Genomic DNA, 12881 nt, shown 5'->3' with positions numbered 1-12881 from the left:
ATATTAAATATTAATCTTAATTAATAGTATTTTAATCCTAAATTAAATTATTTTTTGATAAATTACAAAAAATAACTAAGGTTATATTTATAAATTAATATTTTAAGGAAAATTATAATGTTAGTTTGCATAAATAAATACAATAAATTAATTTATCATAAAGATAGCAATGATGAAAATTGTTTTATTGTTTCTATAAAAAATATCAATAATTTTTTTCACTCCAGACTTGTTTATACAGATTTTAAATTTTTTATTGATAGTCATTTTACCTTAAATCAATTTATTGAAAATAGTTCAGATGATTGTGGCATATATTTTAAATACTTCTTTTCAGATCACTTACATTTTAATACAACTCAAAATCGATTTAATTCAGATATTATTGATATTATGAAAAAAATTTTCGAACTCATTGCAAATGAAGAAAACAAAACTACACAAAATATTAAAATCCTATTTCGAAAAATTTAAACCTCTTTTAACTCATCCATAAAATATATAGATAATTTTATTTATCTATTTATTTTTATTTACCAAAATCATATAAAAATTTAATAATATAAATTATTTTTAATAATATAAATTATTTTTAATAATATATTATTTTATCAAGGAAAGCTTATGCTTAATCAAGTTTATTATTATTATTTTAATTCTAATTATGAAAAATGTTTAGAAATAAGCGAAAAGCACCTTGATAATATTGATGCTTTAACGTATGCTATGTTATCTTCTCTTAAGCTTTCTATAAACGATAAAGCCTTATATTATGCCCAACAACTTTTTATAAAAAATGCAACTAGCTTTAATGGTCTTTTACTTTCAAAAGCTTATATATTCAATTCAAAATTTCAAGAAGCCTTTGCTTTACTTAAAGAACTTTTGACAAAAAATGATTCTTTATACAAGGAAATTAATTTAGAATTAGTTCTACTTTTTCAAATTACAGGAAAATTAGAAGAAGCTGAAAAAATCTTTCAAAATTTACTCAAGAAAGATCCATATGATTTAAATTTATGGAAAAGTTATGCTGAAATTTATTTTAAAAAAGATTATAATAAAGCTCTTAAAGCACATGAAGAACTTTGTGCTTTTTGGTCACAAACCAACGAAAAAATCAAACAAGGATTATTAGTAGAAAAAATACAGTCTAATACATCAAATTTTCAAGATCGCTTACAAAATAAAACAAAAGAAAATATAACAATTATAAAAATTGAAGAATTTTTAAATACACGAATTTTACCTCAAAAAGCATATTTACTTTTTAAATTATTTAAAATAGAACAATCTTTAACTTTATTCTATTCTTTGCAAGAATTCAATCAACATAATGCTCAATTTTGGCAAAATTACGCCAAGGTTTTAGAATTTAATTCCAACTATCAAAATGCTTATCATGCTTATCAAAAAGCTTTAAGTTTACACTCACATGCAACTTATAAATTTGATTTGGCTTATCTTTTGATGCGCATGGGTACAGAAGATAATTTTGAAGAAGGTAAAAAATTTTACGAAAGCAGACTTTTTTACGCCCATAATGAAACCTTCTCTGCTTATCACTATAATAAAACAATGCAAATCTTCAATAAAAATGGTATAGATGCATTTAAAAATAAAGAAATTCTTATTTTTTGCGAACAAGGTTTTGGTGATACAATTATGTATTCTAGATGCTTAGACAAAATTTGTCAAATCGCTCAGAAAGTACTTTTTGCACCTCAAAGTGCGATGTATGAAATGTTTAAAAATCAGATCAAATTTTTAAATCAATCTGAAAAAAACTTTAGAAATTTAAAAGTATTAAAAACTTTGCCTAAAAAATTTGATTATGCTATGCCTATTTGCTCTTTACCTTTTTTCATGGATATTAAATTGACAGAAATTTCTCAACTAAAAACTCCAATAAAAGCATATAAAAAACCACAAAATAAAATCAAAAAGATAGGGATTTTTTGGTTTACTCCAAATGCTATAGATTCCGAAACAACAAGAAATTTTGAATTAAATTTTTTGCTTAATGCCTTAAAAGATATGCCTTATAAGATTATTTCTTTTCAAATGCAAGGTGATTATACGTTATCAGATAAAATAGAAAATAGAGCTAAAAAAATAAAAAATTGGAATGATACTTTAAATAATTTAAATGATATTGATTGTATGATTACTATAGATAGTGCTATAGCACATCTTAGTTTAGCTCTTGAAATTCCAACGATAGTGCTTTTAAAACCAAGATTTGATTGGCGTTGGGGAAAATTTGAACAACCAAAAAGTTTTTTTTGGCCAAAAGCAAAAATTTTAGTCATTAAAGATGAAAAAGACGGCGCAACAAAACTTAATAAGTTTATCAAAACCATTTAAAAAGGAGTATATCATCAAAAAAGTTAAATATTTTATCTTGGATAAGGAATTTTATTCTTATCCTATATTAAGTCAAGAAATTATTTGTCCTTATTGTAATCAATTATTTCATATAGAATATACTTCAAATTTGAAGCAAATGCAAAAAGAATGTCCTTTTTGCAAAAATATAATGAAAATTTATTTAAATAAACAATAATTATCTGGTCTCAAAAAAAGCACTTTTATAAATTAGTTGAGTAAAACTTTGACTTATTAAACTTGAAGTTTTATTCTCTAAACGATTGAATAATTTATCAATTTTATCTTCTTCTTTCCAAATAGGCGTTTGAACCTTGCTAAGCTTTTCAAGTTCTTTTTTAGCATTTTCATAATTGCTTATATTGTCAATTAACCCCAATTCTTTAGCTTTTTGCGCTAAAAATACTCTTGCATTAGCCCAAGTATTTTTTTGAGCCTTATCTAAATTTCTTTCTTTAGCAACAAAATCAACAAATAAATCATAACTTTGGTCAATTAAATTCTGTAAATATTGTTTTTCCTTGCCACTCCAAGCCCTTGTAAAAGTTCCCGCACTTTTAAATTCTCCCGCTTGTATAGTTTGTTCTTTAATGCCTAATTTATTAGCCAATTCGCTAATATCAGCCCCTTGCATAATCACTCCAATTGACCCTATAAAACTTGCAGGATTAGCTAAAATTTTATTAGCCCCTACTCCTGCTAAATAACTTCCACTTGCCATAGTACCGCTTGCATAAACCACCACAGGTTTTTTTGCTCTTAAATCTTTTATAGCTAAAGCAAGTTCCATGCTTGGAGCAAAAGCACCTCCTGGAGAATCAATTACAAAAAGAACTCCTTTAATCTGATTATCATTTTTAGCCTTAATTATTTTTTCTAACACAGAAGAACTATCGAAAATTTCACCCTTTAAATCAATGCGTTCTAAATTAGCAAAATGCGAATTTGAACCTTGATTTGAGGCAAAAATCCAAATTATAATCAAAAATAAAACAAAAGTTTTAAAATAAGTATTGATAAATTTAATACCATTTCCTAAAATTTTAAAAAACGATTTTATAAGCTGCATTCCCTTCCTTTTATAAAAATTTTTTCTACTTCTTTAGCATTTAAAATTAATTGCAAAGGTGCTTGTTTTTTTTCACATTCTCCAAGATTAAAAATGCTAAAATCTGCATTTTTTCCAATTTTTAGCTCTCCTGCATTTAAATTTAAAGCTCTTGCAGGATAAAGCGTTGCCATTTGTAAAAGCTTAGACGCTAAATTTAACAAATCTTCTCCTTGATGAATTAATAAATTTGCACGCATTTCATCAAGTAACGATAAAGAAATATTAGAGCTAAGTCCATCAGTTCCAAGATGAATATTCAAACCACTCTTTAACGCTTTTTTTAAATCAAATCTTTTTTGACTTAAAAGACGGTTTGAAAAGGCGCAATGAGTTATAGAATGGTAAGTTTTATCAAGCCATTCATATTCTTTTAAATATACACAATGCGTAAAAAGAGTTTTAATATTTTCAAAAAGCATTACATAATCTTTTGGGGTGTAAAATGGCCTAGGATTAGGTATAAAATTTTCCAACCATTTTTTAAATCCACCTTGTGCTTTTCTCAACCAAATATTTTCAGCTCTGCTTTCTAAAAAATGAGTACTGACTAACAAATCATATTTTCTTGCCAAATCAAGTGCAAAATGAGCAAGTTTTGGATGAGTAGAATAAGCAGAATGCACAGAAATCGCAGGGATAAAAAATTCACTTTTATATTTTAAAGAATTTTCAAATCTTTGCAAAAATTCAACTTTTTTTTCCTCAATTTGATTTTCATTTGTACCTAAAATTTCATTAAAATAAACAAAACGTATGCCATTTTCACTCGCTTTTAAACAAGCATTAAAATCGCTACCAAAACTTGAAATTTCACCTATAGTTCCTACTCCACTTCTTTGTATTTTTTTTATATTCTCAAAAATCAATTCTTCTTTAGCTTTAGCACTTAAAAATGAACGTGACTTAATCACGCTTTTAAGCCAAATTAAAAACTCTCCAAAATGCAAAGTTGTAGAATTAGCACTAAATTCTAAATGCGTATGCGGGTTAATGAAAGCTGGAATAATAATGCAGTTTTGATCTGTTTTTATCCATTTTGCCTGAGGATATTTTTTTAACAATTCCTCAAGCTTTCCAAATTCTAAAATTTCATCCTTAAAAACAAAGGCTTGGTTTTCTAAAATAGTAAAATTTTCATCACATAAAAAAAGATATTTCGCACCGATAATATACACAAATTTTTCCTTAAATAAAATCATCATTGTAGCAAAAATTTATTTTAAAATGTTATAATAGAAAGTTAAAAATAATTTTTAAGGTGAATTTGTTATGAAAATAATGGTCATTCAAGGTCCAAATATAAACATGCTAGGAGTACGAGAGATCAATATTTATGGTGCAATGAAAATGGATGATATCCACGAACAAATGAAAATTGCAGCATCTCAAAATAATATTGAACTTGACTTTTTTCAAAGTAATTTTGAAGGTGAGATTGTAGATAAAATTCAAGAATGCTTGGGCACTAAAGATGGGATTATTATAAATGCTGGAGCTTATACTCATACTTCTGTAGCAATTCGTGATGCAATAGCCGCAGTAGCTTTACCAACCGTAGAAGTTCATATTTCTAATACTCACCGTAGAGAAGAATTTCGTCAAAAAAGCTTAATTGCTCCAGTTTGCTCTGGATCGATTGTAGGTTTTGGTCCTTTTGGATATCATTTGGCTCTTATGGGTGTGATGCAAATTTGCGATCAAATTAATAATTTGCGTAGCATGCAAGCACAAGCACAGGTTAAAAATTAAACCGTAATGCTAAAAATAAAAGGGGCAAGACGACTAGAAAAAAGTCGTTTTTTTCCTTATTTTAGCCGAAATAAAAAGGATTTTAAATATTTTGCTATTTTGGGTCTAGGAAGTAATATAGAACCTGAGAAAAAACGTTTTGATGCTTTGTTTAGAAAATTCATGGATGATAAGAGAGTAAAAGTTTTAGAAACTTCACCTTATCTTATTAATGAAGCTTTTGGATTTAAAGCTCAAAAAGATTTTACCAATGCTATTATGCTTGTACAAACAAATTTACACGCAAGAGCTTTTTTGAAAGTTTTACTTTTTTATGAGTTGAAATTTAAACGCAAAAGAACTTTCAAAAACGCTCCTAGAACACTTGATTTAGATCTTTTATATTTTTCTAAAAAAGTTAAGTGTGATGCGTGGTGCGAGGTGCCTCATCATGGGGTCAAAGAAAGAATAAGCGTAATTTTACCTTTGGGCTTGATAAAAGGATTATAAATGGGACAACTTATCCATACCTTTACCGTTGAAGATACAGAACAAATCATACCTAAAGTCAAAGAAGACTACGGCGATAAAGCACTCATTATTACCAATAAACAAATTCGTCCAAAAACCCTTAATCGTGGTGCACTTTATGAAGTTATGGTCGCTATTGAAGAAGCAGATTATCACAAACATCTTAAAAAAATGGGGAAAAGTTTACCTCCTAAAAAGCCTATTCAAAAAAATATTTCAAATGCTAATATCATAGAAAAACCGAAAACCAAAACTACAAATATAAGCGAAGATGAAGATGTTATTCTTGATTTTTCAAATGCAAAAGCAAGTTTAAATTTAGGCGCATCTAGAATTGAAAATAAAAATTATCAAGATTTTCCACCAAGCAAAATAAATCCTAATGCATCAATGGATTTTAATGATTTTAAAGAACGTTTAAGTGAAGTTAGCAGTGAAATCTCTAAAGTAACCAATACGCCTTTAGAAGATTATACACCTCAACCAAACTATAATAAAAAAATAGAACATGTTGAAAAACAAATCAATAAACTCAATGACAAAATTGATCTTTTGGCTGATATGATGTGGGATGAAAAAGCTGAAGCACGTAATAACCTTATCATTCCTCCAGAATTTGCAACCATTTATAAACAAGCTAAAGAAAGTGGGATGCTTGAAAAACATTTAGAAGCTATTATGAAAGCAACAATTGAAAACATGCCAACTTCAATGAAAACCAACAAAGAAGCAGTTCAAAGATATTTTTACTCTCTTTTGAGAAATATTTTACCTTGTCGCATTGAAAGTGATATTAAAAAGCAAAAAATTATGATGTTAGTTGGCCCAACAGGAGTAGGAAAAACGACAACTTTGGCAAAATTAGCTTTTAGATATGCTTATGGAGATAAACGCTACAAAACTGGCATTATCACGCTTGATACTTATAGAATTGGTGCTGTGGAACAACTTTTTCAATATGCTAAGATGATGAAGCTTCCTATTATTGATAGTATAGAGCCAAAAGATCTTGACGAGGCTATTAAAAGCTTAAATAATTGTGAAATTATTTTAGTTGATACCATAGGAAATTCTCAATATGATCAGAGCAAACTTGCTAAAACAAAAGAATTTTTAATGCATTCTAATGCTGAAATTGATGTTAATTTAGTGATTTCAGCAAATACAAAACATGAAGATTTGATGGAAATTTATAAAAATTTCTCATTTTTAAATATAGACACTCTTATTATCACCAAATTTGATGAAACTAAAGTGTTTGGAAATATATTTTCTCTTATTTATGAAACAAATATACCTCTTAGCTTTTTTTCAACCGGGCAAGAAGTTCCAGATGATATAGAAGTAGCAAACAGTGACTTTTTAGTTCGCTGTATCCTAGAAGGTTTTAACAAAGGAAAAAACAATGGATAATCAAGCCAATAAACTTCGTTCTTTAATGAATCAAAATGGTAGTAAAAAATCTCAAAATACTCATTTTATAGCCATTACAAGCGGTAAAGGTGGAGTGGGTAAAAGTACTATCAGTGCAAATTTAGCTAATGTTTTAGCAAATAATGGATATAAAGTGGGATTATTTGATGCTGATATTGGCTTGGCAAATTTAGATGTAATTTTAAATGTTCGTATCCATAAAAACCTTTTGCATGTTTTACGTGGGGAATGCTCCTTAGAGGATATACTCATCGAAGTAAAACCTAACTTATGGCTTATACCGGGTGAAAGCGGAGATGAAATTTTAAAATACAATGATAAAAATATTTATGAAAGATTTTTAAATCAAGCAAGTATTTTAGATGAACTTGATTTTCTCATTATAGATACAGGTGCAGGAATTGGCGGCAATACCCTAAATTTTTTAGAAATGGCTGATGAGGTTATTGTTGTAACAGTTCCAGATCCTGCTGCAATCACAGATGCCTATGCTACCATCAAAACTACTTCAAAAACTAAAGAAAATTTACTTATGTTATTTAACGTGGTAAAAAATGAAAAAGAAGCCTTAAAAGTTTTTGAAAATATTAAAAAAGTAGCAGATGCTAATATTAAAAATCCTCTTAATTTAGAATTTTTAGGACACTTAAGCTCCTCAAAAGATGTCAGCTCAAGTATAAAAAAACGTACTTTATTTACAGACGAAAATACTAATGCAAGCGATGAGTTAAAATCCCTAGCTTCTAAGCTTTTATATAGGTTGGAACGAAAAATGCTTGATAATGTTTCAAGCCGAAGTTTTTCAAATTTCTTTAGAAAAATTATCGAAAGATTTTAAATAAAGAAGAGATAATGAGACCAGAAAATTATGTAGCATTTTTTACAGTTTGTGGATTTTTTATAGGTTTAGCTTTTAGTGTTGTAAGTATTGATGGTCCTTTTGATATTTTAATCTTTACTTGTCTAATCACCTTTATGTTTTATGTTTGTATTCATATTGCTATTATTTGCTTTATTGATATTAAAAAAATTAGTGGAAGAATTTTTAATAAAAATGAATATGAAAGAACAAGCAATAATATCATCAATGATCTTGTAATCCGAGAAAAGAAAATGGATATAATTTTAGAAAAATTAGAACAAGAAAGAGAAGAACTTAAGAAAAACGAATCAAAAGAAAGACGTAAGCATGCAAAAAAAGCCGCCTAAAGCTTATATCCAAACAATAAAAAACGAACAGGATCAATTGGTTTTATCCTATATGCCAGCCCTTCGTGCCATGGCATTTCGTTTAAAAGAACGCTTACCTTCTAGTATTGATGTTAATGACCTTATTAGCGTCGGAGTAGAAGAAATGATTAAACTTTCTCGTCGCTATGATAAAGAACAAAATGATAGTTTTTGGGGTTTTGCAAGAAAAAGAGTTAATGGCTCTATGCTTGATTTTTTACGCTCTTTAGATGTTATGAGTCGCAACAATCGAAAAATTATCAAAGATATTGATAATTTAATTGATGAGTATTTTAGAGAAAATGAAGAAGAGCCAGATGATGAATATTTAGCAAAAAAACTTGATTTAGATGTAGAAAAAATTAAAGAAGTTCGCACAGCGCATGCTATCAGTTATACTTTGCCTATAGATGAACAAATAGAACTTTATAACGAAGATGATACCTTAGAAAAATTGGAAAAAGAAGAGTTTTTAGAAAAAATTCATGAAATTTTAGAAGATTTAAAAGAACGCGATCAACTCATTATTCAGCTTTATTATTATGAAGAATTAAGTCTTAAAGAAATCAGTGAAATTTTAGATATTAGCGAAAGCAGAATTTCTCAAATTCATAAAAAACTTCTTAAAAAACTTAGAGAAAGGCTCGTTTAATGGCAGAAATACTCTCTCAAGAAGAAATTGATGCTTTACTTGAAGTCGTTGATGATACAGACGCGCCCACAGCGTCAAATTCTAAAGAAGATAAAGAAGAAAGAAATATCGTTGTATATGATTTTAAACGTCCTAACAGGGTTTCAAAAGAACAATTAAGAACGATAAAAGGTATACATGACAAACTTGCAAGAAATTTAGCTTCTCAAATTTCATCGATGATGAGAAGTATTGTTGAAACAAAACTTCATTCTGTGGATCAAATGACTTATGGAGAATTTTTAATGTCGCTCCCAAGTCCTACAAGTTTTAACGTATTCTCTATTAAACCATTGGACGGAAACTGTGTATTAGAAATCAATCCAAGCATTGCTTTTCCTATGATTGATAGACTTTTAGGGGGTCAAGGTGATAGTTATGAGGCATCAAGAGAACTTACGGATATAGAACTTAATTTGCTTGATTCTATTTTACGTATTATTATGCAAAGACTTAAAGAAAGTTGGGCTGGGGTTACTGAAATTTATCCAAGCGTTGAAGCTAAAGAATCAAGTCCAAATGTTGTTCAAATTGTATCACAAAATGAAATTGTGATTATGGTTGTTATGGAAATTATTATAGGGAATTCAAGCGGTATGGTTAATATCTGCTATCCTGTTGTGCACTTAGAAAGTATTCTAAGTCGTTTAGCAAATCGCGATATTATGATGGGTGAAACTTCAGCGAAAAAATCAAGAAATAAAGAACTTAAAACTTTGATTGGACGTGCTGAAGTTGTTTATGAAGCTATTTTAGGTAAAACCTTAATCAGTGTTAATGAATTCTTAGAATTAAAACAAGGAGATATTTTAAGACTTGATAGGGAAGCTGATGATAAAGCTATAGTTAGCATTGATAAAAAAGATGTATTTTTAGCACAAATTGGTCTACATCGTTTTAGAAAATCAATTAAAATCATCGAGCTTATACGTACCGATAAAGATGAAATTAAAGAGATTTTAGAAAAATATGAAGAAGAGCGTAAAGCAAAGGCTAATGCTTATGATGAGTCTGAAGATATGGAGGATGAAGAAATATGATTAATGATTTTTTGAAATTATTTACAAATGAATGTATTAGCACTATAGAAGGATTAACAGGAAAAAGTGCAGAATTTAGTGAATATAAAGAATTTGATGTTTCATCTCAAGACACACTAAAACCCCCTTTGGTTTTTGCTATTTTTAATGTTAATGACAATGCAAAAATAGGAATTTTAGCCAGTTCTATTCTTATGAGTGCTATTGGAGAATGGATGATGGGCGAAGAAGAAATTTCTAAAAATGATCAATTAGGTCCTGATGAAATGGATGCTGCCAAAGAAGCTATACAAAATATCATTTCAGCTTTTTCAACTACCCTAGGCGCCCAAAAAGAAATTCCAAATATGGATTTTAGTATTTCTTCGTGTGATTTTGTATCTGATAGTGTTGATTTTAAAGACTTTGTAAAACTTTATTTTTTCGATGTTAAAATACAAGATTTAGAAGAGCAAATTTCTTTAGTTATGGATCAAAACTTATACAATATTTTAAGTGGAAAATCAGATGAGGCAAATTCTCAAAATAATACCCAATCTAACGAAGAAAGACACTTTAATATTAGCGAAGAACTTAAAAACATTAATTTAATTATGGATGTTCGTTTGCCAGTTCGCGTTCGTATAGGAAATAAAAAAATGCTCCTAAAAGATGTTTTAACGATGGATATAGGCTCTGTTGTAGAACTTAATCAGCTTGCCAATGATCCTCTTGAAATTTTAATAGGTGAAAAAAGAGTTGCCTACGGAGAAGTGGTGATCGTAGATGGAAATTTTGGAGTGCAAATTACAGAAATAGGCTCCAAAAAAGAAAGATTAGAGCAATTAAGATAAATTTTATAATTTATCTTAATTTTATAAATTTTAAATACTTTAATAAATTTCTTAAAGCATCTAAGTATAATTTATTTCAGTTAGTATTCTAGATATTTGACTTTTTACAAAATTTACCATCGATTAAATAAGAATGTGTTTTATCATATCCTTATTTTGCCTTTTAGTTTGATTTTTCCAAATATTTTAATATTAATAAACTTTTCTTTTAACACAAATAAAGAACTTATTATCAATTTTTAGCTAGAATGGATTTTATTTTTAAAGGTTATCAAATGGATAAAAAAATAAGCCAAGATTTAGAAAAATTTGCTAATATACCAGACTTTAAAAAAACCATAACTTTTTTTGGATCTGCAAGATTGAAGAAAGATGATTTTTACTGCCAACAAGCAAAAATTCTTGCACAAAAATGTGCTGAAAATGATTTTTGCGTGATTAGTGGCGGAGGTGGTGGCATTATGCAAGCAGCTAATGAAGGTGCTTTTAATGCTGATGCAAATTCTATAAAATCTGTAGGTTTTAACATATTTTTGCCTCATGAGCAAAAATTAAATAATTTTATAGAATATAGTATTACTTTTGAGAGCTTAGCCATACGCAAAATGGCTCTTATTGAAAAGAGTCTTGCTTTTGTGATTTTCCCAGGCGGCTTTGGAACACTTGATGAGCTTTGTGAAGTTCTTACGCTTAAGCAACTTGAATTTAAGAAAAATGTTCCTATTTTTTTGTTTGGGAGTAAATTTTGGCGAGGTTTTGACGAGTTCGTCAGAAATTCTTTACTCAAACAAGAAGTAATCTCGCAAGGAGATGAGTTAAAGTATAAAATCACTGACGACTTAGATTTTATAATTAACACTTTAAAGGAAATTTAATGAAAATTTTAGTCGCAATGAGCGGAGGAGTTGATAGCACAGTCACAGCCTATAAATTAAAAAATGCAGGACATGAAGTCATAGGTTGTTATATGAAACTTCATGGTAAGCCTAATTACCATGAAGAAAATATCAAAAAAGTAGAAAAAGTAGCTAATTTTTTACAAATTCCTTATCACATTTTGGATTTGCAAGAAGATTTTAAAGATAAAGTTTATATGCCCTTTGTTAATACCTATAAAGAAGGCAAAACTCCAAATCCTTGTGCCTTATGTAATCGTTTCATCAAACTTGGAAAACTTCTTGAATTTGCAAAAAGTTTAGGTTGTGAAAAATTAGCCACAGGGCATTATGCGAGATTAGAAAATGGTCTTATTCGTACAGCAGTTGATGAAAGTAAAGATCAAAGTTATTTTTTAGCAAGTGCCGATAAAGAAGCTTTAAAATACCTTATATTTCCATTAGGAGAGATGAAAAAAGAAGATGTTAAAGCTTTTGCATCCTCAATCGAAGTTTTAAAATCTTTTGCTACGCAAAAAGAAAGTTCTGAAATTTGCTTTGTAGAAAATACTTATGTTCAGGTTTTAGACCAATTTATGAATACAAAAATTCCAGGCGAAGTATTAGATAGTAGCGGGAAAATTGTAGGAAAACATGAAGGGTATATGCACTATACCATAGGAAAAAGACGTGGCTTTGAAGTCAAAGGAGCCCATGAGCCTCATTTTGTTTTAAAAATCAATCCTGAAAAAAATCAAATTGTCGTAGGCAAAAAAGAAGAATTAAAAATTAACGAATTTGAATTGAAAAACATTAATTTATTTATAGAAGCAAAAAATCTAAATTGCGAGGTTAAAATTCGCTATAGATCCAAATCCACACCTTGCGAGGTTAAAATTCTTGAAGATAAAAGCGCAAAAATCACACTTAAAGAAAGTGTTTATGGTATAGCAAGTGGACAAATGGCTGTATTTTATGATGGGGATAAAGTTATCGCTAGTGGTTTTATAGAATAGCTTT

General features: G+C 28.5%; 14 protein-coding genes. 12 read left to right on the top strand and 2 right to left on the bottom strand.

The window, feature by feature from the left end; genetic code table 11:
• The first annotated feature begins 117 nt into the window (after positions 1-117).
• Complete coding sequence (locus ACD570_RS01715; RefSeq protein WP_200282567.1) at positions 118-474, top strand: hypothetical protein; 357 nt, start codon at positions 118-120, stop codon at positions 472-474.
• 150 nt (positions 475-624) lie between these two features.
• A complete protein-coding gene (locus tag ACD570_RS01710) occupies positions 625-2367 on the top strand; it encodes a hypothetical protein (protein WP_417904337.1) in 1743 nt (580 codons plus the stop codon).
• 199 nt (positions 2368-2566) lie between these two features.
• On the opposite strand, the gene sppA is transcribed toward ACD570_RS01710, so the two are convergent.
• Together sppA and mqnF are read right to left on the bottom strand one after the other, a co-directional pair.
• A complete protein-coding gene (gene sppA, locus ACD570_RS01705; protein WP_200282781.1) occupies positions 2567-3457 on the bottom strand; it encodes a signal peptide peptidase SppA in 891 nt (296 codons plus the stop codon).
• Complete coding sequence (gene mqnF, locus ACD570_RS01700; protein ID WP_234284857.1) at positions 3445-4698, bottom strand: aminofutalosine deaminase family hydrolase; 1254 nt, start codon at positions 4696-4698, stop codon at positions 3445-3447. Before mqnF ends, sppA begins: the two co-directional genes overlap by 13 nt.
• 70 nt (positions 4699-4768) lie before the next feature.
• Between mqnF and aroQ the strand changes: the two genes are divergently transcribed.
• The 10 genes from aroQ (at position 4769) to mnmA (ending at position 12877) form a co-directional block, all read left to right on the top strand.
• Complete coding sequence (gene aroQ, locus ACD570_RS01695; protein ID WP_239820174.1) at positions 4769-5248, top strand: type II 3-dehydroquinate dehydratase; 480 nt, start codon at positions 4769-4771, stop codon at positions 5246-5248.
• A 6-nt stretch (positions 5249-5254) separates the two neighbouring features.
• A complete protein-coding gene (folK, locus tag ACD570_RS01690) occupies positions 5255-5737 on the top strand; it encodes a 2-amino-4-hydroxy-6-hydroxymethyldihydropteridine diphosphokinase (RefSeq protein WP_200282790.1) in 483 nt (160 codons plus the stop codon).
• Positions 5738-7171: a flagellar biosynthesis protein FlhF gene (gene flhF, locus ACD570_RS01685; protein WP_417904336.1), complete on the top strand. Its 1434-nt coding sequence runs from the start codon at positions 5738-5740 to the stop codon at positions 7169-7171.
• Complete coding sequence (gene flhG / locus ACD570_RS01680; RefSeq protein WP_239820176.1) at positions 7164-8030, top strand: flagella biosynthesis ATPase FlhG; 867 nt, start codon at positions 7164-7166, stop codon at positions 8028-8030. Before flhF ends, flhG begins: the two co-directional genes overlap by 8 nt.
• A gap of 14 nt (positions 8031-8044) precedes the next feature.
• Positions 8045-8401 carry a hypothetical protein gene (locus ACD570_RS01675; RefSeq protein WP_200282802.1) on the top strand — a complete coding sequence of 119 codons (357 nt, stop codon included), beginning with the start codon at positions 8045-8047 and terminating at the stop codon, positions 8399-8401.
• A complete protein-coding gene (locus ACD570_RS01670) occupies positions 8382-9074 on the top strand; it encodes an RNA polymerase sigma factor FliA (RefSeq protein ID WP_200282805.1) in 693 nt (230 codons plus the stop codon). The genes ACD570_RS01675 and ACD570_RS01670 overlap by 20 nt, the downstream gene beginning before the upstream one ends.
• Positions 9074-10153, top strand: a complete 1080-nt coding sequence (gene fliM / locus ACD570_RS01665; protein WP_200282807.1) for a flagellar motor switch protein FliM — start codon at positions 9074-9076, stop codon at positions 10151-10153. The genes ACD570_RS01670 and fliM overlap by 1 nt, the downstream gene beginning before the upstream one ends.
• The gene (gene fliY / locus ACD570_RS01660) at positions 10150-10986 is read left to right on the top strand and encodes a flagellar motor switch protein FliY (RefSeq protein WP_239820177.1); all 837 of its coding nucleotides are present in this window, start codon (positions 10150-10152) and stop codon (positions 10984-10986) included. Before fliM ends, fliY begins: the two co-directional genes overlap by 4 nt.
• Before the next feature lie 275 nt (positions 10987-11261).
• Complete coding sequence (locus ACD570_RS01655) at positions 11262-11861, top strand: TIGR00730 family Rossman fold protein (protein WP_200282811.1); 600 nt, start codon at positions 11262-11264, stop codon at positions 11859-11861.
• The gene (gene mnmA / locus ACD570_RS01650; protein WP_337196771.1) at positions 11861-12877 is read left to right on the top strand and encodes a tRNA 2-thiouridine(34) synthase MnmA; all 1017 of its coding nucleotides are present in this window, start codon (positions 11861-11863) and stop codon (positions 12875-12877) included. Before ACD570_RS01655 ends, mnmA begins: the two co-directional genes overlap by 1 nt.
• Positions 12878-12881 lie beyond the last annotated feature (4 nt).

The sequence above is a fragment of the Campylobacter sp. LH-2024 genome, assembly GCF_048270605.1.
In the GTDB taxonomy this organism is placed as follows: domain Bacteria; phylum Campylobacterota; class Campylobacteria; order Campylobacterales; family Campylobacteraceae; genus Campylobacter_D; species Campylobacter_D molothri.
Note: the sequence above shows the minus strand (reverse complement) of the source record. Positions and strands in the feature narration are given on the sequence as shown.

Coding starts and splice junctions, on each gene's coding strand:
- flhG (WP_239820176.1), top strand. CDS start 7,164: ATGGATAATCAAGCCAATAAACTTCGTTCTTTAATGAATCAAAATGGT.
- aroQ (WP_239820174.1), top strand. CDS start 4,769: ATGAAAATAATGGTCATTCAAGGTCCAAATATAAACATGCTAGGAGTA.
- fliM (WP_200282807.1), top strand. CDS start 9,074: ATGGCAGAAATACTCTCTCAAGAAGAAATTGATGCTTTACTTGAAGTC.
- flhF (WP_417904336.1), top strand. CDS start 5,738: ATGGGACAACTTATCCATACCTTTACCGTTGAAGATACAGAACAAATC.
- ACD570_RS01670 (WP_200282805.1), top strand. CDS start 8,382: ATGCAAAAAAAGCCGCCTAAAGCTTATATCCAAACAATAAAAAACGAA.
- ACD570_RS01710 (WP_417904337.1), top strand. CDS start 625: ATGCTTAATCAAGTTTATTATTATTATTTTAATTCTAATTATGAAAAA.
- folK (WP_200282790.1), top strand. CDS start 5,255: ATGCTAAAAATAAAAGGGGCAAGACGACTAGAAAAAAGTCGTTTTTTT.
- mnmA (WP_337196771.1), top strand. CDS start 11,861: ATGAAAATTTTAGTCGCAATGAGCGGAGGAGTTGATAGCACAGTCACA.
- sppA (WP_200282781.1), bottom strand. CDS start 3,457: ATGCAGCTTATAAAATCGTTTTTTAAAATTTTAGGAAATGGTATTAAA.
- ACD570_RS01655 (WP_200282811.1), top strand. CDS start 11,262: ATGGATAAAAAAATAAGCCAAGATTTAGAAAAATTTGCTAATATACCA.
- ACD570_RS01675 (WP_200282802.1), top strand. CDS start 8,045: ATGAGACCAGAAAATTATGTAGCATTTTTTACAGTTTGTGGATTTTTT.
- ACD570_RS01715 (WP_200282567.1), top strand. CDS start 118: ATGTTAGTTTGCATAAATAAATACAATAAATTAATTTATCATAAAGAT.
- mqnF (WP_234284857.1), bottom strand. CDS start 4,698: ATGATTTTATTTAAGGAAAAATTTGTGTATATTATCGGTGCGAAATAT.
- fliY (WP_239820177.1), top strand. CDS start 10,150: ATGATTAATGATTTTTTGAAATTATTTACAAATGAATGTATTAGCACT.